Origin of the sequence: Methylobacterium terrae (assembly GCF_003173755.1) — a bacterium.
GTDB classification, from domain to species: domain Bacteria; phylum Pseudomonadota; class Alphaproteobacteria; order Rhizobiales; family Beijerinckiaceae; genus Methylobacterium; species Methylobacterium terrae.
Map to the genome: position 1 here is coordinate 3,023,640 of NZ_CP029553.1, position 22,461 is coordinate 3,046,100.

Sequence of the window (22,461 nt, forward strand, 5' to 3'; positions counted from 1 at the left end):
AGCGGCGGGTGTCGGGATGTGGGGAAGAGCGCGTCAGGATGCGTCGGCGGCGGGCCGGGCGCTGCCCTCGGGCCAGGGGAAGCGGATGTTGAGGTCGCGCAGGCCCGCCAGCACCACCTCGACGCCGCCGGACTTCACCATCCATTCGAGGCGGTGGTCGCGGTACTCGCGCCGGCGCCCGCCGGTGGTGTAGAGGTCGGCGGCCTCGGCCATCCGGGCCGCCGCCGCGTCGAACTCCCGGAAGGTCCGCGCCACGGACGGGCGCTCGCGCACCCGGGCATGCCAGCGCGCGAGCCGGCTGCCCTCGCGGGGCCCGAGCCCGTAATGCACCGAGCGGTTGACCAACGGGGCCGCCGCCGCGTCGGCCCAGCCGAAGGACGCCCCCCCGAACCACTCCGCCTCGCCGAGGCGGCCGGCGAGCCAGTCCTGCAAGGTCTTCGTCTGCGCCGCGGCCTGCGCCCGCAGGTGGTCGGCGAGCGCTCCGTCGGCGCGGCGGAACCACAGGATCTCGCCGAAGCCCCAGTTCACCGCCTCGTACTGGGTGTCGCAGACCTCCTCGGTCATGCGGGCCTGGGCGCGGGCCGCGGGGTCGCGCGGCAGCAGCGGCGGCTCGGGCCAGCGCTCCTCGACGTATTCGAGGATCACGGTCGATTCGAAGATCCGGACCTCGCCGTCGACCAGCACCGGCACCTCGGCGCGGGGATTGGCCGCCGCGAAGGGACCGTCGGTCCGGCCGGTGCCGAAGGTCTCGGGCAGCTCGGCGGTGAAGGTCACGCCCTTCTCGCGCAGGGCGATCTTCACCTTCTGCGCATAGGACGAGAGCGGGTGCTCGTAGAGCAGCATGGCGATGGTTCCCCCCGGACGCCGTCTTGTTCGTTTGGGCCAGTGTCGCACGCGGCAGTACGGCGCGGGAACCCGACGATGGTTGGTGGCCGCGGGAAAAGCGGGCGCCCGGACGGAGCGGGACTGGTCGGCGCTATGTGCAGCTGCATATAACGCGACGATCGAACGTCCCGTCGCGACGAGCCGAGGACCCCTGCCATGCGCCGCACCCGCGCCCTCTGGGCCGCCTGCCTGATGCTGCTCGCGGCCCCAGCCGCCGCGGCGGAGCCGACGACGGTGTTCGCGGCCGCGAGCCTGAAGAACGCCCTCGACGAGGCCGGCAAAGCCTTCACGGCCGAGAGCGGGGTTCCGGTGCGGGCGAGCTACGCCGCCTCCTCGGCGCTCGCCCGCCAGATCGAGCAGGGGGCGCCCGCCGACCTGTTCGCCTCGGCCGACCTCGAATGGATGGACTACCTCGCCGCCCGCAAGCTGATCCGGCCCGGGACCCGGGTGAACCTGCTCGGCAACCGCCTCGTCGTGGTGGCGCCGAAGGACGCGACGGTCGCCGAGGCGGCGTTCACGCCGGAGTGGTTCGCCCGGGCGCTCGGCCCCGACGGCCGGCTCGCCACCGGCGAGGTGAATTCGGTGCCGATCGGCAAGTACGCCAAGGCGGCGTTCGAGACGCTGGGTCTGTGGGCGCAGGTGCAGCCGCGGCTCGCACAGGCCGACAACGTGCGGGCGGCGCTGGCCCTCGTGTCACGCGGCGAGGCGCCGCTCGGCGTCGTCTACGAGAGCGACGCGAAGTCGGATCCGGGCGTCAGGGTGGTGGGGGTCTTTCCCGCCGACAGCCACCCGCCGGTGATCTATCCGTTCGCGGTCACCGCGGAGGCCAAGGGCGAGGGCGGTCAGCGCTTCCTCGCCTACCTGCGGAGCAAGGCCGCCCGGCGCTTCTTCGAGGCGCAAGGCTTCACGGTGATCGGGGAGGGGGCGTCGCAATAGGCACGCCCCGCTCCGATTCACGCGATCTGGAAGCCGAAGGCGAGGGGGTCGCGCTCGTCGACGAGGATCGTGTTGTGCCCGATCACCCGGGCCCATCCGCCGATGCTCGGGCGGATGGCGGCCCGCCCGCCCACCTCGGCGGCGCTCTCGACCCGGCCGTGGAACAGCGTGCCGATGATGCTCTCGTGCACGAAGTCGTCGCCGACCTTGAGCAGGCCCTTCGCGACCCGCTGTGCCATCCGGGCCGAGGTGCCGGTGCCGCAGGGCGAGCGGTCAATGCCCTTGTCGCCGTAGAACACCGCGTTGCGGGCATGGGCCTCGGGATGCTTCGGCCGGTCGGCCCATAGCACGTGGCTCAAGCCGTGGATCCGCGGATCCTCCGGGTGGACCGGAGCCACCGCCCGCTGCACCGCCTCGCGCACCCGGGGGGAGAGGGTCAGGATGTCGGCCGACGTCATGGCGTCGAGGCCGGCCCAGCCGGGTTGCGGCTCGACGATGGCGTAGAAGTTGCCCCCGTAGGCGACGTCGACGGTGAGCTCCCCGAGGCCCGGCACCTCGACCCGGACGTCGGCCGCGTGCAGGTAGCTCGGGATGTTGTAGAGCCGGACCTCCTCGATGAAGCGGCCGTCGCGGCGGTACTCGACCTCGACCTTGCCGGCCGGGACCTCGAGGGCGAGGCGGCCCTCGACGCGGGGCACCACGAAGCCCTGCTCCAGGGCCACCGTGACGGTGCCGATCGTGCCGTGGCCGCACATCGGCAGGCAGCCCGAGACCTCGATGAACAGGATGCCGAGCTCGCAATCCTCCCGCGACGGCGGGTAGAGGATCGAGCCCGACATCGCGTCGTGGCCGCGCGGCTCGAACATCAGGGCGCGGCGCACCCAGTCGTGCCGGCTGAGGAAGATCTGCCGCTTCTCGCCCATGGACACGTCGGGCAGGACCGGCCCCCCGCCGGCGACCACCCGCACCGGGTTGCCGCAGGTATGGGCATCGACGCAGAGGAAGGTGTGCGGGTGCATGGCGGGGCTCCGAACAGGGGAGGCGGCTTCTCGGGCGGGACCTTCGTCGCAGAAATCGCCGCGCCGTCATAGCGCGTCGCACCTCCGCATCGTCCGGCCACGGTCGCGGCCGGCTTCTCATCCCGCCCCGGTGCCGGGCCAGATGACGCACAGGCAGAGGCACGACGCAGGGCAACCCGGGCGCGCCTGCCACGTTCTCCGGATCATGGCGCGGCTCCCCCGGGGCCCGCACGGTCGCGGCCGGCGAGAGGAGGTCTTTCCGATGATGGACAATATCGTTCAGGGGTTCACCCAGTTCCGCGAGCAGGTCTTCCCGAGCCAGCGCTCGGTCTATCAGCGCCTCGTCCATGACGGCCAGAAGCCGAAGGCGCTGGTGATCTCCTGCGCCGATTCCCGGGTCGTGCCCGAGCTGATCACCCAGGCCGGTCCGGGCGAATTGTTCGTCACCCGCAACGTCGGCAACATCGTTCCGCCCTTCGCCACCATGATGGGCGGCGTGACCGCGGCGGTCGAGTACGCCGTGATGGCGCTCAACGTGCGCGACATCGTCGTCTGCGGCCACTCGGATTGCGGCGCGATGAAGGGCCTGCTGACCCCGGGGCTGGCCGAGAAGATGCCGAGCGTCGCCGCCTGGCTGCGCCACGGCGAGGCCGCCCGCAAGATCGTCTGCGACGCCTATCCGGACGACATCGACGACAAGCGCCGCCTGCACGCCCTGGCGATGGAGAACGTGCTGGCGCAGCTCAACCACCTGCGCACCCATCCGGCGGTGGCGAGCGCGCTCGCCTCGGGCCAGCTCACCCTGCACGGCTGGCTGTTCGAGATCGAGACCGGCCACCTCCTGGTCTATGACGGCGAGGCCGGCCGCTTCGTGGTCCTGGCCGAGGAGGACGAGCTGCCGGTCGCCGAGGCCTCGGCGGCGCCGCGCCTCGCCGCCGCCGGCGTGGGGACGCCCGCGGCCCGGGCGGCCGAGTAGGCGGATTGACAGGCGAGGAGCGGCGGGTGAGGACCCTCGGCATGGCCGAGACCCGACCCGACCGCTCCCGCGACGCCGCCTTCGCCTGGATCGCCGCCGGCGCCACCCTGGCGACGATCCTCGTCGCCAACTTCGCACCGGCCGGCGGGCCGGTGCCCCATGCCGCCCCTCACACGGCGATCGTATCGCCCGCCGACGATCCGGGCTGCCGCGAATGGACCGATTCCTGCCGCGTCTGCACCCGCGGCACCGACGGGGTCCATTGCTCGACCCCGGGCTTCGCCTGCCAGCGCGAGGCCCTGCGCTGCACCGGCCGCTGACCGGACGTCCCGCGCTCCCCGCGGCACGGCCGCCTCGTCACCCCTCGCCGTCGGCGGCAGGCCCGGGCGACGCGGGAGGGGTCCGGCGCCGCCGATCGGATCAGGCGGATCGCGCGATCCCGCCCATCGACGGGATCGCCGCGATGGCCCCGTCGCCCTCCGCCCGGGCGTGTCCGTTCCGCCCCCTGCGCTTGGCCCGGTAGAGCGCCTGGTCGGCCTCGGCGAACAGCGCGTCCCGGTCACGGGCGGCGCCCGCCGTCTTGAGCGCGATGCCGACGCTGACCGTGACCACGCCGAGGCCGTCCGGACGCCCGGGATGCGCGATCCCGAGCGCCGCCACGGCGCGCACCAGGCCGGCGGCGAACCGGACCGCCTCCGGCGCACCGGCATCGCGCACGACGACCGTGAATTCCTCCCCGCCGAAGCGGGCGGCCAGGATGTCGGGACCGGTCGCGACGCCCGAGAACACGGCGGCCACCCGGCGCAGGCAGGCATCGCCCTCCGGGTGGCCGAGGGTGTCGTTGAACGGCTTGAAGTGGTCGACGTCGATCATCATCAGGGCGAGGGCGCGGTCCGCCGAGACCCAGTCCTCGACCCGCTCGTCGAGGAGGCGGCGGTTGGGCAGGCCGGTGAGGGGATCGGTGCCCGACAGGTCCTGGTAGCGCCGGCGCGCCGCCTCGGCCGCCTCGGAGGCGGATTGCGCGGCCTGCACCCGGAGGTACTCGCGGCAGCGCTGCCGCTCCATCCGGTAGTTGGCGTAGAGGCTGAAGGTGCAGCCGGTGCCGTACTGCACGAGCAGGGCGGAGCGCAGTTCCGGGTCGAGGCCGGCTTTGGTGGCGGCGGCCAGGACGGCGAGCAGGAAGACCACGCCCGTGAAGACGAGGGCGTGCCGGAAGCGCAGCGCCAGAAGCAGGTTGCCGTAGACGATCGCCAGGACCGACTCGTGGAACGTGTAGGCGCCGAGCGGGGCAGCCGTCAGCCAGAACAGGAATAGCGGCGCCGCGACGACGGCGATCATCGCGGACAGGATCAGCATCTCGCGAAGGTTCGACCCGAGATGCACGACCAGCCAGGCCAGCAGCGCGGAGGCCGGCGTGACGACCAGGAGGTGCGCGACGACGCTCAGTTCGGCGATGTCCGGCATCAGCATCATGCCGGTGAAGTTGTAGGCGTTGTAGAAGATCAGGCCGATCAGGATGATCTGGCGCAACGCGGCGCCGCGCTCCCGGCCATGCTCCGCCTCGTACTCCGCCTCGGTGCGGGAATCGAAGCGCAGCAGCCAATCCAGGCGTCCGGTCCGGTCGGGCTCTGCGGGAAGGCCGGCAGGCAAGATCACGCCCCTTTTTGTGCCGCCAACGTGACGAGTTCGATCTTCCTTACGTCATAAGGCCTACCCTCTTCTTAAGAGCCGAGCGGGTTACGACGGACCATCTTCCTATCCTGCTTGACTTGCACCCTGTTCTGCAAGGGCAGGCGGGACGTCGGAGGATATGCGCGGCCCGGCGCCGCCTTCCTGCCGGGGCGCCGGCCGGACGACGCTCCGCACCTCCGCGGCCTCGGCCATCCGCGACCTGGATGACGGCGTCCTCGCCGCCTCGGCCGCCGCGCAGGATCCGGGACCGGGCCGGCTGCACCACCCGGGAGCGACGCCGAGGCATGAACCCGTCGCGCGAGCGGGCAATCTCCCGCGGGACCGTCGGACTACCCGGCCGCCGCCACGGGGACGACGCCGTCCGCGAGGGCGTAGCGGTTCCGCCCCCGGCGCTTGGCCTGGTAGAGCGCCTGGTCGGCCTGCTCGACCAGGGCGTTGCGGGTGCGGATCACGTCGGCGGCTTTGTGCGCGACGCCCACGCTGACGGTGACCACGCCGATGCCGTCCCGACGGCCCGGATGGGGGATGCCGAGGTTCTCGACGGCGCGCACCAGGGCGGCGGCGAGCCGGGCCGCCTCCAGGGCCCCGACATCGCGCACGACGACCGTGAATTCCTCCCCGCCGAAGCGGGCGGCCAGGATGTCGGGACCGGTCGCGACGCCCGAGAACACGGCGGCCACCCGGCGCAGGCAGGCATCGCCCTCCGGGTGGCCGAGGGTGTCGTTGAACGGCTTGAAGTGGTCGACGTCGATCATCATCAGGGCGAGGGCGCGGTCCTCCGACAGCCAGTCCTCGACCCGCTCGTCGAGGAGGCGGCGGTTGGGCAGGCCGGTGAGGGCGTCGGTGCCCGAGAGGTCCTGGTAGCGCCGGCGCGCCGCCTCGGCCGCCTCGGAGGCGGATTGCGCGGCCCGCACCCGGAGGTACTCGCGGCAGCGCTGCCGCTCCATCCGGTAGTTGGCGTAGAGGCTGAACGTACTGCCCGTGGCGAACTGCACCGGCAGGGCGAAGCGCAGGCCCGGGTCGAGGCCGGCCTTGGTGGCGGCGGCCAGGACGGCGAACAGGAAGACCACGCCCGTGAAGACGAGGGCGTACCGGAAGCGCAGCGCCAGCAGCATGTTGCCGTAGACGATCGTCAGGATCGCCCCGTGGAACATGTAGGCTCCGCGCGGCGACGTCGTCAGCCAGAACAGCAGGACGGGAATGGCGGCGGCCCCGATCATCCCCAGGAGGGCGAGCACCTCGCGGCAGGTCGGCCCGACACGCGTGATCAGCCAGACCAGCACCAGGGAGACCGGCGTGACGATCAGCAGGTGGCAGACGATGCTCGGCGCGACGATGTCCGGCGTCAGCCACAGGCTGGTGACGATGTCGACGTTGTAGATGGGCAAGCCGAACAGAACGATGTGGCGCAACGCGGCGACGCGCTCCCGGCCGTGCTCCGCCTCGTAGCGCAGGTCGGTGCGGGAATCGAAGCGCAGCAGCCAATCCAGGCGGAATGTCTCGTCTTGCTGCGGGGAAGGGCCGGCACTCACGGTCGCCCTCCTTCGAGGCCTCGGACCGGAATTTCTTAGGTCGCAACACCTACTCGTCTCTTAATCGACGAAACGTCGTCTTCTTGAATGTTTTCCCAGATCGGACGGCTCTTGATCTTACAGCCGTGTTCCGGCGTTCCGGCGGCGTGCGTACCCGCCGCGCGGCGGAGCCGCGAGCGGGCGGCGACGGCGGGCGGGACCGCCGCATCGCTGCCATGCCCCTGCACGCCTTGCGGGCGTCGCCGCGCTCCGGCACTGCTCGGGCCGCGCCGGCATCCCGACAGGCCGGCCGCCCGGGAGCACCATGGCGAGCAGCGCGAGCGGCGGGACGGCACGGGTCCCCACCGAGGTTCCGGAGGAGACCGGGGCTGCGGAGATTGCGGCCTGGGCGGGCCCTCGCTTCGTCGAGTTCGTGGCCCTGATGGCCCTGATGATGGGCCTGACCGCCGTCACCATCGACAGCTTCCTGCCGGCCTTCCCGGCGATCCAGCGCGACTTCGCGGTCCAGGACCCGAACCGGCTGCAGCTCCTGGTCTACGTCTACATGCTGGGCTTCGGCACCGCCCAGCTCCTCTACGGCCCGGTCTCGGACGGGACCGGGCGGCGCCCGGCCCTGATCGTCGGCATCGCGATCTACCTCGCCGGCAGCGTGCTGGCGATGCTGGCGCCGAGCTTCGAGGTGCTGCTGCTCGCCCGGGCGATCCAGGGCATCGGGGGGGCCGCCGGCCGGGTGCTCGCGGTCGCGATCGTGCGCGACCGCTACGAGGGGCGCGACATGGCCCGGGTGATGTCGTTCTGCATGATGGTCTTCCTCATCGTGCCGATCCTCGCGCCGTCGCTCGGCGGCGCCGTCCTGCTCGCCGGCAGCTGGCGCCTGATCTTCGGCATGATGCTGGCGCTCGCCCTCGTCACCCTGGCCTGGTTCGGCTGGCGCCTGCCCGAGACCCTGCACCCGGCCTTCCGCCGGCCGGTCTCGGCCCGGGCGATCGGATCGGGCATCGCCGTCACGGTCCGGACGCGGGCGTCGATCGGCTACGCCACGGCGCTGGGGCTCACCACCGGCTGCATCATGGGCTATGTCGGCTCGGCCCAGGCCATCTTCGATACCGGCCTCTACCATCTCGGGCCGCTCTTCCCGGTCGCCTTCGCGCTGATCGCCGGGGCGATGGGACTGGCGACGCTGATCAACGCGCGCCTGGTGCGCCGGCTCGGCATGCGCCGGCTCGCCCATGCGGGCATGCTCGGGCTGTTCGTCGCCGCCTGCCTGCAGCTCGGGCTGATCCTGGCCTTCTCCGGGAGGCCGCCCCTGTGGCTGCTGATCGCCACCCTGGCGGCGTGCCAGTTCCTGATGAGCTTCGCGATGCCGAACTTCAACGCCCTGGCGATGGAGCCGCTGGCGGCGATCGCCGGCACCGCCTCCTCGTTCATCGGGTTCTACACCACCCTGCTGGCCGCCTTCTGCGGCCTGCTCGTCGGGCAGTCCTTCGACGGGACCGTCCTGCCGCTCGCGATCGGCTACGGCGCGCTCAGCGGGCTCGGCCTCGCCACGGTGCTGTGGACGGAGCGCGGCCGCCTCTTTGGAGGCGGGACCCGCTAGAGCCCCCTTAACCGCCCGCGGTCCACCGTCCCGGCCTCACACGACGGGGATGTCTCGGGATGGCTGCGCGCAACGACGGAATCCTGCTCGCCGGGCGCTTGCTCCTGGCCGCATCCCTGCTGCCGGCGGCGATCGGGCGGGCGCTCAACCCCTCGGGCTTCGCCCTCACCCTGGCGGGGACGGGGATGCCGTACCCGAACGCCGTCGCGACCGCCTCGGTGGTGATCGGGCTGTTCGGGCCGCTGCTCCTGGCGCTCGGGCTGCTGCCGCGCCTCGTCGGCCTGGGCCTCGGCCTCCACGCGGTCGTGGCGGGGCTCCTGCTGCACCGGTTCTGGGAGTTTTCCGGAGCCGTCGCGCGGGTCGAGCAGGAGCTGTTCCTGGCCCAGATCGGCCTCGCCGCCGGCTTCGTGCTCTACGCCGTCACCGGCCCGGGCGCCTGGAGCTGGCAGGGCTGGTGGCGCCGGGGCGAGTGGGAGGCGGGCGAGCGCCAGGGCAGCGAGCGCGTGCGCGGCGCCGCACCGGCCGCCCCCGCCACGAAGCCGCCCCGCAAGCGCGCCGCGCCGCGCACGCCGCGCCCCGCCAAGGCCGCGGCCTGACGCGACCGTCGCTCAGGATCGAGGACGCGCGGGACGCCCGCGGCTCAGGCGGAGATCCGCCGGTCCTGGGCGGCGGCGGGCGGGTCGGCGTAGCGGCGGGTGATGTCGCAGGCGACCCCGATCAGCCGGCCGCCGCTGCCGGGCGTCCGAACCAGGCTGCCGCGGGCCGAGAGCCAGCGCAGCCGCCCCTCGTGATCGGTGATGCGGTACTGGGCATCGTAGGACGCCTCGCCCCGCAGGGCCGGTTCGAGGCTGGCCAGCACGCGGGGCAAGTCCTCCGGCAGGATCATCGCCAGGAAATCGTCGAGCGGCCCGGTCGTCACCCCCATCAGGCGATACCCGATCTCCGAGCAGGTGACCTGCCGGGTGACCGGATCGACGTCCCAGGCCATCATCTCCGCCGCCTCCATGGCGAGGCGCAGCCGCTCCTCGCTGGTGCGCAGGGCCTCGGCGGCGCGGACCTGCTCGTCGATGTCGGCCATCGTGCCGACCCACTCGCGGATCGTCCCGTCGGCGTTCTCGAGCGGCACCGCGCGGCCGAGCATCCAGCGGTACTGGCCGCCGCGATGGCGGACCCGGTAGGTGGCGTCGAGGGGCGTGCCGCTCTGGCAGCAGGCCCGCCACAGCGTCTCGATGCCGGCGCGGTCGTGCGGGTGCAGGGCGTCGAGCCAGCCGAAGCCCTGCAGGTCGGAATCGCACAGGCCGGTCCGGGCGCTGAGGCCGAAGGTCTGGATCAGGCTGCCGTCCGGGCCGGAGCGCCACTCCACCGCCGCGCTCGCCTCGACCAGGGCGCGGTAGCGCTGCTCGCTCTCGCGAATGCCGTCCGCCGGCTCGTCCGGGCTCGCCGGGGGCGTTCCGGCCGTCACGGGCGCGATCTGCCGGAAGCTCGGCTCGTAGCGGCCCAGCGGCAGGTCGATGCGCACGGCGAGCGCGCAGGCGGGATCGGCGTAGACCTGCTGCAGCACCTGGCGCAGGCGCCGGGCCTCGACCCGCACGATGGCGTCGGTCGCCGGATCGAAGTTGGAGGAGCGCCCGAGGGCGTCGGTCGCGATGGTGTAGGACTTGAGCAGGCTGCCGCGGCCGGCCAGGCTCTCGCGCACCACGTAGGCCAGGAAGGCGGAGAGTTGCGGCGACTTCTTCAGCGGCGGCAGGTTCAGCAGGGCGTCGAGGGCAGCGAGGATGTTCCCGGTTCCGATCGCTTCCCGATCCATCGCTCGATCCCGCCACGTTCCGTCACGCACCCGATCGGAGCGTGCCGGCGATAGGCCCGCCCACCGTCACGTTGCGACCGGGCGCTCGATCGCTGATGCGAGCGCCTGCCGTCCTCCGACCTGCCACATCGCAAGCTGATACGGCAGCCGGCCCCTGTGTCAAGTGACGAACTCTGACCGCCGCATGACCCAAGGTCAGTGCCGGCAAATCGAATTGCGCCGCTTGCCCGTCGACGATTACCGCCCGACGCGGCGGCGTCTGGCGCGTTGCGGCGCGGACGGGAGAACAGCGCTCGGCATGGCCCCCGAGACGTCATCCTCAATTTGGATGAGGCGTCCCGTTCGATGTCCGGATCGCGTCCCGGCCGCCTCAATCCGCCAGCAGCCGCGCGCCGACCACCGCGGCCGCGGCCCGGTTCTGGACCCCGAGGCTGCGCAGGAGCGCCGCCATGTGCACCTTGACGGTGCCCTCGCCGAGCTGGAGCCGCCGGGCGATCTCCTTGTTCGAGCGCCCCTCGACCAGGAGCGCCAGCACGTCGCGCTGGCGCGGGGTCAGGTCGGGGAGGCGGGGCTGGCGCCCGTCGAGGGCAGCCGGGCGCGCCTCGACCGCCGGGCGGGGGCCCGCGCCGTCGAGCACCGCCAGGGAGGCCGGCACGAAGATCTGGCCGTCGAGGATCATCCCGACCGCCCGGGTCAGCTCGGCCGAGCCGATCCCCTTCGGTACGTAGCCGTGGACCCCGACCTCGAGGGCGGTGAGGATCTTGTTGCGCTCGGTCGAGGCCGAGACCACCGCCACCTTCACGGACGGGAAGCACTCGCGCACCGCGCTCAGGCTCCCAGGCCCCTCCATGCCGGGCATCGCGAGATCGAACAGCGCTAGGGTCACGGCGCCCCGCCGGGTCGAGAGCTGGTCGAGGGCGGCGTCGAGCGAGCCGGTCTCGACGACCTCCGCGAACCCGAAGCTGCGGGTCAGGATCGCCACCACGGCGAGGCGGAAGAAGTCGTCGTCATCCGCGATCAGGGCGACTGGCGGAGTCGGTTGGGTCATACCGTGGCGTCTCTGGAAGCGATCCGTACGGCAATCTAGAGCAGTTCGGGGGTGCGTGGGTACCCTCCCGCCGTGGAACAACCGGCAATATCAACGACCTATCTCTCCGTGCGGCAGCCCCGCGCGCGACCTTGCCCGGCTTCCGGCATCGGGCGCGCCGTGGCACGATCCCGGCGGCCGGTCACCGTGCCGTCATCGAAGACCTCCATCCCGGGGGCTCCGCTCGACGCGGCGACCGCGATGCCCGCGAGGGCGGGACTGGACGGAAGGGAGGCGCGATGCACGGGCCGGCATCCGGGAGCGTGAGGGCGGGCGGGATCCGCGCCCTGCGTCGGTGCGCCGGTCTCGCCCTGGCGACCGCGCTGTCGGTCGCCGGCCTCGCCGCCCCCGTGCCGGCGGCGGAGCGCACCCGGCTCGTCGCCTACACCGCCCTCGAGGTCGAGCAGCTCGACCCGATCCGCCGCGCCGTCGAGGCGGCGGTGCCCGAGGTCGAGATCGCGTGGCTGCGGGCCTCGACCGGGATCGTCACCGACCGCATGCTGGCCGAGCGCGACGCGCCCCAGGCCGACCTCCTGCTCGGGATCGCGGCCACGAGCCTTCTGCAATTCGAGGCCGCCGGCCTCCTCGATCCCTACCGCCCCGCCGGCGTCGAGGCGCTGCGGCCGTTCTTCCGCGATCCGACGCCGCCCTACAGCTGGACCGGGATGGACGCCTATCTGGGGGTGATCTGCTTCAACGTCGAGGTCGCGGGCCGGCACCGGATCACCCGCCCGAACTTCTGGCGCGACCTCATCGGCCCGGGGTTCAAGGGGCGGGTCGTGATGCCGAACCCTGCCTCCTCCGGCACCGGCTACCTCCTCGTCGCGGCCTGGCTGCAGACCCTCGGGGAGGAGGCGGGCTGGGCCTTCATGGACGCCCTGCACGAGAACGTCGCCGCCTACCTGCCGAGCGGCTCGGGGCCCTGCCGGGAGGCCGCCGCGGGCCGCCAGGCCGCGGGCCTCTCCCTCGACATGCGGGCCGCGGCCGAGAAGGCGGCGGGCGCGCCCATCGACATCGTGGTGCCGGTCGACGGCACCGGCTGGGAGGCCGAGGCCTTCGCGGTGGTGGCCGGCCGGCCGCACCTGGCGCTCGCCCGGCGGGTGGCGGACTGGGCGGCGAGCCGCGAGGCCAACGCGCTCTACGCCCGCAGCTACGCCATCGTGGCCTATCCGGGCGTCGCGACCCCGGGGCCCGTCTACCCGCCCCACGCCGAGGCGCGGATGATCCGCAACGATCTCGACTGGATGGCCCGCAACCGGGCCCGCATCCTGGCCGAGTGGACCCGCCGCTACGGGGCCAAGGTGCTGCGCGAGCCCTGACGCTCACCTTTATTTTTCCATCCTGCGGTAGCAGACCGCCCGGGCGGCAGGGCGCCGGGGCGGGCCGCGGGCAGGGAAGCGGATGTATCACGCGGGCAAGGACGGCTGGCTCTTCCTCACCGGCGGCACCAACGAGGTCGCGGGCCAGTACCGGCGCGGGCGCGCGGCCGGCCGGGTCGCCCGCCGCTGGCGCCGGCTGATCGTGCAGCGCCTGCGCCGCTGCGAGGGCCTCGGCGCGCGCTACCTCCACCTCGTGGTGCCCGAGAAGCTCAGCCTCTACGAGGACCGCTTCGACGGCCTCGCCCTCGACCCGCGCCTCGGCCCGGCCCATCGCCTCGGCGCCCTGATGCGCTGGTCGTGGTCCGGGCGCCGGGCCTGGATCGACCTGCTCGGGCCGATGCGGGCGCGGCGGGCCGGCCCGGACCTGCATTACCGCACCGACACGCACTGGAACGTCCACGGCTGCCTGCTGGCCTACCGGCTGATCTGCCGGGCCTGCCGCGCGGCGCCGCGCACCGACTTCCTGGAGCGGCCGTTCGAGGAATTCGAGGCCGTGCTCGACATCGGCGACAAGCTCGACGCGCCGCCCCTCGAGACCGTGCGCCGCTACGACTTCCTGCGCGACGCCGAGCGGGTCGGCGGCGGCAGGCTGATTGACGCCTACGCGGCCGCCGGCCGCCTCGGCGAGCTGCATGGCGGCGCCCACGCGGTCTACCGCAACCGCTCGGCCCTCGCCGACCCCCGCACCCTGGTGCTGTTCGGGGATTCCTGCGCCAACTTCTCGCCCGGCGGCCTGACGGCGATGCTGGCCGAGACGTTTCGCGAGGTCCACTTCATCTGGTCGTCGAACCTCGACTGGGGCTACGTCGAGCGGGTCCGCCCCGACCTCGTCCTGTGCGAGCAGGTCGAGCGCTTCCTGCCCCGCCTGCCGGAGGACGATCTCGACCTCGCGGCCTTCGAGGCCGAGCGGCTGGCGGCCCTGGGGGTACCGGTCGGGGCCTAGGCGCCGGTCCCGGCCTCCGCCTTCCCGCTTGACGAAAAACCGGCATATGCCACTAATTCGCTGGCGCCGGGATCGCCGGACGCACCGACCGAGATGAGGAGTGCCGCCCGATGGACGCGCGCACCCACCGCCTGCTCCACGCCCCGATCGGGCCGACGCTCCTGCGCCTCGCCGCGCCGAACGTCGTCGTCATGCTGGTCCAGGCCCTGGTCGGGCTGATCGAGACCGCCTTCGTCGCAGGCCTCGGCACCGACGCGCTCGCCGGCATGGCCCTGGTCTTCCCCGTGCTGATGCTGGTGCAGATGATCTCCGCGGGCGCCATGGGCGGCGGCATCCTGTCGGCGGTGGCGCGCAGCCTGGGCGCCGGGCGGCGTGCCGACGCCGACGCCCTGCCGTGGTACGCCGCCGCCATCGCCCTCGTCCTCGGCCTCCTCACCACGGGGCTCGACCTCGCCTTCGGGCCGGCGCTCTACCGGGCGATGGGGGGCGAGGGCGCCTCGCTCGCGGCGGCCACCACCTACGGCGGCGTGGTCTTCTGCGGCGCGGTGCTGGTCTGGCTGTTCAACGCGCTCGCGGCGGTGATCCGCGGCACCGGCAACATGGCGCTGCCGGCGATCGTCATCAGCGTCGGCGCCGCCGTGCTGGTGCCGCTCTCCCCGGCGCTCATCTACGGGTTCGGGCCGGTCCCGGGCCTCGGCATCGTCGGGGGCGGCGTCGCGGTGCTGGCCTACTACGCCGCCGGCAGCCTCGTCTTCGCCCACCACCTCTGGGCGGGACGCGGCCTCCTGCGGCCGAGCCGCCGCCCGCCGCGCCTCGCCTGGGCGCCCCTGCGCGACATCCTGCGGATCGGCGTCGTCTCGTCGATCGTCAGCGTCACCACCAACGTGACGATCGCGGCCGCCACCGCCTTCGCGGGCGCCGCCGGGCCGGCGGCGGTCGCGGGCTACGGCACCGGCGCGCGGCTCGAATACCTGCTCGTGCCCCTCGTCTTCGGCCTCGGCGCGCCGATCGGCGCGATGGTCGGGACCTGCATCGGCGCCGGCGACCGGACCCGCGCCCTGAAGGTGGCCTGGACCGGGGCCGCGATCGCCGGCGGGATGACCGAGGCCATCGGCCTTGCCGCCGCCCTGTGGCCGCTGCCGTTCCTCGGCCTGTTCGGGCACGATTCCCAGATGCTCGCGGTCGGCGCCCGCTACCTGCACCTCGTCGGGCCGTTCTACGGCTTTTCCGGGGTCGGGCTCGCGCTCTACTTCGCCTCGCAGGGCGCCGGCCGGGTCGGCTGGCCGCTGGTAGCGGGGCTCGCCCGCATGGCGGTGTCGGTCGGCGGCGGGCTCCTGGCGCTTCGCCTCGGCCTCGGGCTCGACGGGGTCTTCCTGGCCCTCGGCCTCGGCCTCGCGGCGCTGGGGCTCATCAATGCCGGCGCAGTCGCGGCCGGCGCGTGGTTCCGCGGCGAGCGGGCAGGACCGCCCGCCCTCGTCGCGGCGGGAGGGGAACGGCGATGACGCGCGACCTGTACCTCGACGACCTGGCCCCGGGCCAGGTCTACGGCTCCGGCGAGACGACGGTGACCGAGGCCGACATCGTCGGCTTCGCGGAACGATTCGATCCGCAGCCCTTCCACCTCGACGTCGAGGCGGCCAAGGCGACGTTCTTCGGCGGCCTCGCGGCGAGCGGCTGGCACACCGCGGCACTGACCATGCGGCTCCTCGTCGGCAGCGAGCTGCGGCTCCACGGCGGCATCATCGGGGCCGGCATGGACGAGCTGCGCTGGCCCAAGCCCCTGCGCCCCGGCGACACGATCCGGCTCGAGAGCGAGGTGATCGAGGTGCGCCCGTCGCGCTCGCGGCCGAGCCAGGGCCTCGCCAAGGTGCGCACCACGACGCTCAACCAGCACGGCGAGCCGGTGCAGGTGCTGGTGGCCAACCTCCTGGTGGTGAGGCGGCCTTGAAGGTCGAGGGGCGTCGAAGCGGCCGCCTTCCTCGACGGGACCGACATCCCGAGGGCCGTTCCGGGGCCGCGTGAGCGGAGCCCGGAATCCGGACGCTCGGAGGCTTCCGAACAAGGCGGCCGGCGCCCCGCTTCCTCTTGCGCCGTCCGTTGTTCCGGATCCATGACCCCGGGACGACCCCGTGCGGTGCGGTGGGGACGTCGACGTCAGTCCTTAAGGGCAGCTTCGCCGGATCCGTCCTCGCGCCGGGTCATCCCACCGCCCTCAACCGCGCCGGGTTCCCCACCGCGATCCCGCCCGCCGGCACGTCGCGCGTCACCACGCTGCCGGCCCCGACGATCGCGTCGTCGCCGATCGTCACCCCCGGCAGGATGGTCGCCCCGCCGCCGATCCAGACGTTCGACCCGATGACGATCGGCCGGCCGAATTCGAGCAGCTGCCGGCGCTGGCCGGGATCGCGCGGATGGTCGGCGGTGAGGATCTGCACGCCCGGCCCGATCTGGGTCATGTCGCCGATCGTCACCTGCACCACATCGAGGATGCAGCAGTTGAAGTTGAGGAACACGCCGCGGCCAAGGCTGATGTTGTAGCCGTAGTCGCAGAAGAAGGGCGGGCGGATGTTGCAGCCCTCGCCGACCCGCGCGAACGCCTCGGCGAGCAGCGCCTGCCGCTCCGGCTGGCTCAGGGTGCCGGTCCTGTTGTAGCGGTCCATCCACGCGGAGATGCGGCGGTTGTCGGCCGCGAGCTCCGGGTCGTCGGCGATGTAGAGCTCGCCCGCGAGCATCTTCTGCTTCTGGCTCGTCATGGATCCTCGCTCTCGGTTGGCGCGCGGCCGGGATGCGTACATATGTACATATCGCGCCCAAAAGCCAACCCGGCGGGCCGCCCCGCCGAACTCCCGCCCGAAGACCCGCTCGCCCGGAGACCCGCTTGCCCGCCGCCCCGCGCCGCTACGATCCCGACCGCCGCGCCCGCATCGTCCGGGCCGCCCTCGACGTGATCGCCGGGCACGGCGTCGCCGGCACCACGCACCGCCGGATCGCGGCGGCCGCCGACGTGCCGCTCGGCTCGACGACCTACCATTTCGCGAATCTCGACGACCTCCTGACCGAGGCGTTCACGCTGCTCGCCGACACCGTGGCGGCCCGCTTCGCCGAGCGGCTCGCCGCGGCCGGGACCCGCGCCGAGGCCTGCGAGGCCGTGGTCGACCTCGTCGTCGACGAGAGCTGGGCGACGCCCCGCACGATGCTGCTGAGCTACGAGCTCTACGCCTACGCCGCCCGCGTGCCGGCCCTGCGCCGCGTGATGCAGGACTGGATGGGCAAGAGCCGGGCGGCCCTGGAGCGGCACTTCGCGCCCGAGACCGCGCGGGCGCTCGATGCGATGATCGAGGGCCTGACGATCCACCGCTCGGTCGACCGGCAGCCGGCCGGCCGCGACGAGGTGCGGGCGATCGTCGCCCGGCTCGCAGGCACCCCGCCCACGCTTCCTTGAAAAGCCGGGACCGGCCCCGCATATCCGCCCGCGACGAATTGTTCCCACCGGAGAACCGACACGTGAGCGAGACCCAAGCGACCGAGACCGGACCGACCGAGGCTGTGGAGCGGCACAGCTTCGGCGCCGAGGTCGGGCGCCTCCTGGACCTCGTGGTCCACGCCCTCTACTCCGAGCGCGAGATCTTCCTGCGCGAGCTCGTCGCCAACGCCGCCGACGCGGTCGACCGGCGCCGGTTCGGGGCGCTGACCGACGCCGCGCTGGCGCTGCCGGCGGATGCCAAGGTGCGAATCATCCCCGACAAGGCAGCCCGGACCCTGACCCTGTCCGATCCCGGCATCGGCATGGGCAAGGACGAGCTGGCGCAGAACCTCGGCACCATCGCGCGCTCCGGCACCCGGGCCTTCAGCCAGTCGCTCGCCGACGCCAAGCCCGAGGAGCGCCCGAGCCTGATCGGCCAGTTCGGCGTCGGCTTCTACTCCGCCTTCATGGTCGCCGACCGGGTCGAGGTCACCTCGCGCAAGGCCGGCACCGACGAGGCCTGGACCTGGGCCTCGGAAGGGCAGGGCGAGTACACGCTGGCGCCCTCGACGCGCGCGGAGACCGGCACCGACATCGTCCTCCACATGAAGGCCGATGCCGAGGAATACCTCGAGCCGCTCCGCCTCGAGACCATCGTGCGCAAGTGGGCCGACCACATCACCGTGCCGGTGACCCTGGTGCGCGACGGCGAGGAGGTGCCCTCCACCAAGGGCACGGCGCTCTGGCGCAAGCCCAAGTCCGAGGTGAGCGAGGAGGAGTACACCGAGTTCTACCGCCAGGTCGCGCACGCCTTCGACAAGCCGTGGGCGACCCTGCACTGGCGCGCGGAAGGCCAGCTCGAATTCACCGCGCTCCTGTTCGTGCCCGGCATGAAGCCGTTCATGGCGGTCGAGGAGCAGCGCGAGAGCAAGGTGCGCCTGCACGTGCGCCGGATGTTCATCACCGACGAGGCCGGGCTGCTGCCGTCCTGGCTGCGCTTCGTCCAGGGCGTCGTCGATACCGAGGACCTGCCGCTCAACGTCTCGCGCGAGATGCTGCAGGCGACCCCCGTCCTTGCCCGCATCCGCCGCGCGGTGATGGCGAAGGTCCTGTCCGAGCTGAAGACCCGCGCGAAGGACGCCGAATCCTACGCCACCTTCTGGCAGGCCTTCGGGCCGGTGCTGAAGGAGGGGCTGTGGGAGGATGCCGAGCACCGCCAGGACATCGCGAACCTCCTGCGCTTCCGCTCCTCGACCCAGGAGGGCTGGACCTCGCTCGCCGACTACGTCGCGCGGATGAAGCCGAACCAGGAGGCGATCTACATCCTCGTCGGCGACGACACCGAGGCGCTCAAGCGTTCGGCCCAGATCGAGGGCTTCTCCGCCCGCGGCCTCGAGGTGCTGCTGCTCTCCGACCACGTCGACGCGTTCTGGCCCGAGCGGTTCGACGCCTACGAGGGCAAGCCGATCCGCAGCATCACGCAAGGGGGCGACGATCTATCGGCCTTCGAGCCGGAGGTGACGGAGGCCGATGCCCCGGCCGACCTCGCCGACCTCCTGCCGAAGCTGAAGGAGGTGCTGAAGGACGACGTCTCCGACGTGAAGGCGAGCCAGCGCCTCGTCGACAGCGCGGTGCTGCTCTCGGCCCCGGCCTTCGGGCCGGACCTGCAGATGCAGCGCCTCCTGCGCCGCGCCGGCCGCGATGGCGGCGGCATGGGGGGCCAGCCGGTGCTGGAGCTGAACCCGCGCCACCCGCTGATCCGCCGCATCGCCGAGCGCGCGGCCGCCGGCGAGGATGTCGGGGAGGCGGCCCAGACGCTCGTCGACCTCGCCCACGTCCAGGGCGGCGACCCGCCGCGCGATCCCGTCGCCTTCGCCCGCCGGGTCGCGGCGGCCCTGGCGCAAGGGTAGGTGGATCCATGCCGCCCTCGGCTCCGCGACGGGGCCGGGGGCGGGCAGGGCGGATATCACGGGGGGCGCTGCCGTAGAGGCCTGCCGCGGCCGGCCCAATCGACCTCCCGGCCGGCAAAGCAGCCGATGCGGCTCCCGCCGGCCGGCAAGGGGGAAGCCGGCGCAGGAGAGGCGGGGGCGGGGCGACGCGACGTGGCGCGACACGTCGCGCCCAACGGATGTGAGCCCCCGCCCACCCGCTTTACTGTTGCGCGGCCGACGCTAACTTTCCGGCCGGAACGACGCAGGCCCGTGCCGCCGAGCCGCGGGCCGGAGGGGTTTGCACGATGAATCCGCTGATCCGAAAGCTCGAACGGTTCACCCGCCTGAGCGACGCGGACAAGCGCCTCCTCCAGCACGCCGCTACCGCCCGGATCGTCAACTACGACACGCACCAGGACATCATCGCCGAGGGCGAGGAGCCGTGCGACGTCAACCTCATCCTGGCCGGCTGGGTCTGCCGCTACAAGCAGCTCGCCGATGGCGGCCGGCAGATCATGTCGTTCCTGCTGCCGGGCGACCTGTGCGACCTCAACATCTTCCTCCTGCGCCGGATGGACCACGCGCTAGGCACGCTCACCCCGGTCGTGGTCGCCAAGATTTCCCGCGATCTGCTCCAGGAGATGCTGAACGCCGACCCGCGCCTCACCCGCGCCCTGTGGTGGGAGGTTCTGGTCACGGCGGCGATCCACCGCGAATGGCTGGTCAATCTCGGCCGGCGCACGGCGCTCGAGCGCGTCGCCCACCTGCTCTGCGAGATCTACTTCCGCCAGCAGGCCGTCGGCCGGGCCAAGGACGGCCGCTGCGAGCTTCCCGTCACCCAGGCCGAACTCGCCGACGCGCTTGGCCTCTCGGCGGTGCACGTCAACCGCACCTTGCGCGAATTGCGCCTCTCCGGCCTGATCGACTGGCGCGACAAGACCCTCGGCCTCCCGGACCTGGAAGGGCTGACGCGGGCCGCCCGGTTCGATCCGGACTACCTGCACCTCGACTACGAGGGAGAGCGGTTCGACGCCGCGTGTTAGCGTCGAGCGGCGATCGGCCTGCGTTCAGGCGGGGTCGATGAGGAGAGGGCGCCGCCGTGCGGCGGTCGCCTCGCGTCTCTAGAGTTCGGCCATCGCGTCCCTCTTCCACCGACGCGTTCGCGTCAGGGAGGCGTATGGAACCAGGCCCCTCGGAGCGTGCCGAAGCGCTGCGACCGACTTGCCGGGTCACCGCTACCGCGGCTGCCGGACAGGTCGTGTCCCTTGGAGTGGTGTCGCTGAACGGAAGCGGGAGATGCCGCCTGCGCCTCCTCCATAGCGCTGGAGCAGGCGGGATCTCTCGCGGGGGTGGCCATCGGCGGTGACGGGTGAGGATCGGGCAACGGGTCCCGTGACCGGGACTGGCAGACGCTGGCCGGCACGGTCAGCCGATCAAGGATCGGCCGACACCTCAGGATGAGGTCGCGGGTGGGAGGAGTTGCCGCCGCGACCAGAAAGCCGTGTCGTGGACCGTGATGCAAAACGATCGGGCGCCTCTCTGGATGGGTCGGAACACCCTCTACCGAGCGGCAAGAAACGCACCGTCCGAGGGTCCGCAGCGGGTCGAAGGCAGCCCCCGCAGCGTCTCCAGCCGCGGCATCCGGGACACGATCCCGCCGGGCCTCCCGCGCGCCTCGAGCAAGGACCCGAAACCGGCCCTCACCGACGAGAAAGCCCGGGACGGGCACCGCATGGCGCGGCTCCTCTCCCGGGCTTCGTCCCATGCGGACCTGGCGGCAAGCCTACTCCGCCGCCTCGATCCGCGGGTGCTCGTGCTGCTTGCGCTCGCGCTTGACGAGGTCGGCGGTAAGGAAAGCCACCTCGAGCGCCTGCTCGGCGTTGAGGCGCGGATCGCAGTAGGTGTGGTAGCGGTCGCGCAGGTCGTCCGCCGTCAGGGCACGGGCGCCGCCGGTGCACTCGGTGACGTTCTTGCCCGTCATCTCGAGGTGGATGCCGCCGGCATGGGTGCCCTCCGCCTGGTGGATGTCGAAGAAGCCCTGGATCTCCTTCATCACCCGCTCGAACGGCCGGGTCTTGTAGCCGCTCGCCGTCACGGTGTTGCCATGCATCGGGTCGCAGGACCACACGACCTTGCGGCCCTCGCGCTCCACCGCCCGGATCAGGGCGGGGAGGTGGTCAGCCACCTTGTCGGCGCCGAAGCGGCAGATCAGGGTCAGGCGGCCGGCTTCGTTCGTCGGGTTCAGCAGGTCGACGAGCCGGATCAGGTCGTCGGCCTTGAGCGACGGGCCGCATTTGAGGCCGATCGGGTTCTTGATGCCCCGGGCGAACTCGATGTGGGCGTGGTCGGCCTGGCGGGTGCGGTCGCCGATCCACAGCATGTGGCCGGACGTGGCGTACCAGTCGCCGCTCGTCGAATCGACCCGGGTCAGGGCCTCCTCGTAACCGAGCAGCAGCGCCTCGTGGCTGGTGAAGAAATCGGTCTGGCGCACCTCCTGATGCGTCTCCGGGTTGATGCCGATCGCCCGCATGAAGTCGAGGGTCTCGGTCATGCGCTGCGCCAGGTCGGCATAGGCCGAGGACTGCGGCGAGTCCTTGACGAAGCCGAGCATCCAGCGATGCGCGTTCTCGAGGTTGGCGTAGCCGCCGGTCGCGAAGGCGCGCAGGAGGTTCAGCGTCGCGGCCGACTGGCGGTAGGCCTCGGTCTGGCGGTTCGGGTTCGGCACCCGCTCCCCTTCCGTGAAGCCGATGCCGTTGACGATGTCGCCGCGGTAGCTCGGCAGCGCGACGCCGTCGACCGTCTCGACCGGCGAGGAGCGCGGCTTGGCGAACTGCCCGGCGATGCGCCCGACCTTCACCACCGGCGAGCCGCCCGCGAAGGTCAGCACCAGCGCCATCTGCAGGAAGACGCGGAAGAAATCGCGGATGTTGTCGGCCGAGTGCTCGTCGAAGCTCTCGGCGCAGTCGCCGCCCTGGAGCAGGAAGGCCTCGCCGGCCGCGACCTTGGCGAGGTTCTGCTTCAGCTTGCGCGCCTCTCCGGCGAACACCAGCGGGGGAAAGCTCGCGAGCTGCCGCTCCACCGCCGCGAGGGCCGCGGAATCCGGGTAGTCCGGAACCTGCTGGATCGGCAGCCGCCGCCAGCTCGTGGGGGTCCAACGCTCGCTCATCGTCCTCTCCTCGCGCACCTCTTCGATAACCGGTCAGGTCGGTCGCGG

General features: G+C 72.5%; 20 protein-coding genes. 12 read left to right on the forward strand and 8 right to left on the reverse strand.

What is annotated here, in order from left to right; genetic code table 11:
- Window positions 1–33 precede the first annotated feature (33 nt).
- Window positions 34–843, reverse strand: a complete 810-nt coding sequence (locus DK419_RS13955; RefSeq protein ID WP_109959611.1) for a glutathione S-transferase family protein — start codon at window positions 841–843, stop codon at window positions 34–36.
- A gap of 198 nt (window positions 844–1,041) precedes the next feature.
- On the opposite strand from DK419_RS13955, the gene modA reads away from it, so the two are divergent.
- On the forward strand, window positions 1,042–1,821 hold the full coding sequence (gene modA / locus DK419_RS13960) for a molybdate ABC transporter substrate-binding protein (protein WP_109959612.1): 780 nt from the start codon (window positions 1,042–1,044) through the stop codon (window positions 1,819–1,821).
- A 17-nt stretch (window positions 1,822–1,838) separates the two neighbouring features.
- Here the strand turns inward: modA and DK419_RS13965 are convergent, their stop codons facing one another.
- Complete coding sequence (locus tag DK419_RS13965; protein WP_109959613.1) at window positions 1,839–2,840, reverse strand: 4-hydroxyproline epimerase; 1,002 nt, start codon at window positions 2,838–2,840, stop codon at window positions 1,839–1,841.
- Window positions 2,841–3,105: 265 nt separating this feature from the next.
- On the opposite strand from DK419_RS13965, the gene DK419_RS13970 reads away from it, so the two are divergent.
- A complete protein-coding gene (locus DK419_RS13970) occupies window positions 3,106–3,816 on the forward strand; it encodes a carbonic anhydrase (RefSeq protein WP_109962302.1) in 711 nt (236 codons plus the stop codon).
- Window positions 3,817–3,857: 41 nt separating this feature from the next.
- Window positions 3,858–4,136, forward strand: a complete 279-nt coding sequence (locus tag DK419_RS13975; protein WP_109959614.1) for a hypothetical protein — start codon at window positions 3,858–3,860, stop codon at window positions 4,134–4,136.
- A 100-nt stretch (window positions 4,137–4,236) separates the two neighbouring features.
- Here DK419_RS13975 and DK419_RS13980 read toward each other — a convergent pair whose 3' ends face one another.
- Window positions 4,237–5,472 carry a GGDEF domain-containing protein gene (locus DK419_RS13980; protein WP_109959615.1) on the reverse strand — a complete coding sequence of 412 codons (1,236 nt, stop codon included), beginning with the start codon at window positions 5,470–5,472 and terminating at the stop codon, window positions 4,237–4,239.
- Window positions 5,473–5,837: 365 nt separating this feature from the next.
- A complete protein-coding gene (locus DK419_RS13985; RefSeq protein WP_109959616.1) occupies window positions 5,838–7,040 on the reverse strand; it encodes a GGDEF domain-containing protein in 1,203 nt (400 codons plus the stop codon).
- A 421-nt stretch (window positions 7,041–7,461) separates the two neighbouring features.
- On the opposite strand from DK419_RS13985, the gene DK419_RS13990 reads away from it, so the two are divergent.
- Both DK419_RS13990 and DK419_RS13995 read left to right on the forward strand, forming a co-directional pair.
- Window positions 7,462–8,637, forward strand: a complete 1,176-nt coding sequence (locus tag DK419_RS13990) for a multidrug effflux MFS transporter (protein ID WP_245443012.1) — start codon at window positions 7,462–7,464, stop codon at window positions 8,635–8,637.
- Window positions 8,638–8,696: 59 nt separating this feature from the next.
- On the forward strand, window positions 8,697–9,233 hold the full coding sequence (locus DK419_RS13995; RefSeq protein ID WP_109959618.1) for a DoxX family membrane protein: 537 nt from the start codon (window positions 8,697–8,699) through the stop codon (window positions 9,231–9,233).
- A gap of 44 nt (window positions 9,234–9,277) precedes the next feature.
- On the opposite strand, the gene DK419_RS14000 is transcribed toward DK419_RS13995, so the two are convergent.
- Both DK419_RS14000 and DK419_RS14005 read right to left on the reverse strand, forming a co-directional pair.
- Window positions 9,278–10,444: a PAS domain-containing protein gene (locus DK419_RS14000; RefSeq protein ID WP_109959619.1), complete on the reverse strand. Its 1,167-nt coding sequence runs from the start codon at window positions 10,442–10,444 to the stop codon at window positions 9,278–9,280.
- Between the two features lie 370 nt (window positions 10,445–10,814).
- A complete protein-coding gene (locus DK419_RS14005; RefSeq protein WP_109959620.1) occupies window positions 10,815–11,492 on the reverse strand; it encodes a response regulator in 678 nt (225 codons plus the stop codon).
- A 278-nt stretch (window positions 11,493–11,770) separates the two neighbouring features.
- Here DK419_RS14005 and DK419_RS14010 point away from each other — a divergent pair, with 278 nt between their 5' ends.
- From DK419_RS14010 to DK419_RS14025, 4 genes are all read left to right on the forward strand, one after another.
- Window positions 11,771–12,850, forward strand: coding sequence for an extracellular solute-binding protein (locus DK419_RS14010; RefSeq protein WP_109959621.1), 1,080 nt, complete (start codon window positions 11,771–11,773; stop codon window positions 12,848–12,850).
- An 82-nt stretch (window positions 12,851–12,932) separates the two neighbouring features.
- On the forward strand, window positions 12,933–13,853 hold the full coding sequence (locus DK419_RS14015) for an alginate O-acetyltransferase AlgX-related protein (RefSeq protein ID WP_109959622.1): 921 nt from the start codon (window positions 12,933–12,935) through the stop codon (window positions 13,851–13,853).
- Between the two features lie 110 nt (window positions 13,854–13,963).
- Window positions 13,964–15,355 carry an MATE family efflux transporter gene (locus tag DK419_RS14020; protein ID WP_109959623.1) on the forward strand — a complete coding sequence of 464 codons (1,392 nt, stop codon included), beginning with the start codon at window positions 13,964–13,966 and terminating at the stop codon, window positions 15,353–15,355.
- Complete coding sequence (locus DK419_RS14025; protein ID WP_109959624.1) at window positions 15,352–15,801, forward strand: MaoC family dehydratase; 450 nt, start codon at window positions 15,352–15,354, stop codon at window positions 15,799–15,801. Before DK419_RS14020 ends, DK419_RS14025 begins: the two co-directional genes overlap by 4 nt.
- Window positions 15,802–16,051: 250 nt before the next feature.
- On the opposite strand, the gene DK419_RS14030 is transcribed toward DK419_RS14025, so the two are convergent.
- A complete protein-coding gene (locus DK419_RS14030; protein WP_109959625.1) occupies window positions 16,052–16,606 on the reverse strand; it encodes a sugar O-acetyltransferase in 555 nt (184 codons plus the stop codon).
- 125 nt (window positions 16,607–16,731) lie between these two features.
- Here DK419_RS14030 and DK419_RS14035 point away from each other — a divergent pair, with 125 nt between their 5' ends.
- The 3 genes from DK419_RS14035 to DK419_RS14045 all read left to right on the forward strand — a co-directional run bounded on the left by DK419_RS14035 (window position 16,732) and on the right by DK419_RS14045 (window position 20,290).
- Window positions 16,732–17,295, forward strand: coding sequence for a TetR/AcrR family transcriptional regulator (locus DK419_RS14035; RefSeq protein ID WP_109959626.1), 564 nt, complete (start codon window positions 16,732–16,734; stop codon window positions 17,293–17,295).
- 62 nt (window positions 17,296–17,357) lie between these two features.
- Entirely contained in the window at window positions 17,358–19,226 is a 1,869-nt protein-coding gene (gene htpG / locus DK419_RS14040; RefSeq protein WP_109959627.1) for a molecular chaperone HtpG, read from the forward strand.
- Window positions 19,227–19,552: 326 nt separating this feature from the next.
- Entirely contained in the window at window positions 19,553–20,290 is a 738-nt protein-coding gene (locus DK419_RS14045; RefSeq protein ID WP_109959628.1) for a Crp/Fnr family transcriptional regulator, read from the forward strand.
- A 740-nt stretch (window positions 20,291–21,030) separates the two neighbouring features.
- On the opposite strand, the gene DK419_RS14050 is transcribed toward DK419_RS14045, so the two are convergent.
- Complete coding sequence (locus DK419_RS14050; protein WP_109959629.1) at window positions 21,031–22,413, reverse strand: class II 3-deoxy-7-phosphoheptulonate synthase; 1,383 nt, start codon at window positions 22,411–22,413, stop codon at window positions 21,031–21,033.
- Window positions 22,414–22,461 lie beyond the last annotated feature (48 nt).

Bases quoted from the DNA above. Each gene is read 5' to 3' on its own strand.
- DK419_RS13965 (WP_109959613.1), bottom strand. From the start codon at position 2,840: ATGCACCCGCACACCTTCCTCTGCGTCGATGCCCATACCTGCGGCAAC.
- DK419_RS14020 (WP_109959623.1), top strand. From the start codon at position 13,964: ATGGACGCGCGCACCCACCGCCTGCTCCACGCCCCGATCGGGCCGACG.
- DK419_RS13995 (WP_109959618.1), top strand. From the start codon at position 8,697: ATGGCTGCGCGCAACGACGGAATCCTGCTCGCCGGGCGCTTGCTCCTG.
- DK419_RS14000 (WP_109959619.1), bottom strand. From the start codon at position 10,444: ATGGATCGGGAAGCGATCGGAACCGGGAACATCCTCGCTGCCCTCGAC.
- DK419_RS13955 (WP_109959611.1), bottom strand. From the start codon at position 843: ATGCTGCTCTACGAGCACCCGCTCTCGTCCTATGCGCAGAAGGTGAAG.
- DK419_RS13970 (WP_109962302.1), top strand. From the start codon at position 3,106: ATGGACAATATCGTTCAGGGGTTCACCCAGTTCCGCGAGCAGGTCTTC.
- DK419_RS14050 (WP_109959629.1), bottom strand. From the start codon at position 22,413: ATGAGCGAGCGTTGGACCCCCACGAGCTGGCGGCGGCTGCCGATCCAG.
- DK419_RS14025 (WP_109959624.1), top strand. From the start codon at position 15,352: ATGACGCGCGACCTGTACCTCGACGACCTGGCCCCGGGCCAGGTCTAC.
- DK419_RS14010 (WP_109959621.1), top strand. From the start codon at position 11,771: ATGCACGGGCCGGCATCCGGGAGCGTGAGGGCGGGCGGGATCCGCGCC.
- DK419_RS13975 (WP_109959614.1), top strand. From the start codon at position 3,858: ATGGCCGAGACCCGACCCGACCGCTCCCGCGACGCCGCCTTCGCCTGG.
- DK419_RS13990 (WP_245443012.1), top strand. From the start codon at position 7,462: ATGGCCCTGATGATGGGCCTGACCGCCGTCACCATCGACAGCTTCCTG.
- DK419_RS14015 (WP_109959622.1), top strand. From the start codon at position 12,933: ATGTATCACGCGGGCAAGGACGGCTGGCTCTTCCTCACCGGCGGCACC.
- DK419_RS14005 (WP_109959620.1), bottom strand. From the start codon at position 11,492: ATGACCCAACCGACTCCGCCAGTCGCCCTGATCGCGGATGACGACGAC.
- DK419_RS14045 (WP_109959628.1), top strand. From the start codon at position 19,553: ATGAATCCGCTGATCCGAAAGCTCGAACGGTTCACCCGCCTGAGCGAC.
- DK419_RS14030 (WP_109959625.1), bottom strand. From the start codon at position 16,606: ATGACGAGCCAGAAGCAGAAGATGCTCGCGGGCGAGCTCTACATCGCC.
- modA (WP_109959612.1), top strand. From the start codon at position 1,042: ATGCGCCGCACCCGCGCCCTCTGGGCCGCCTGCCTGATGCTGCTCGCG.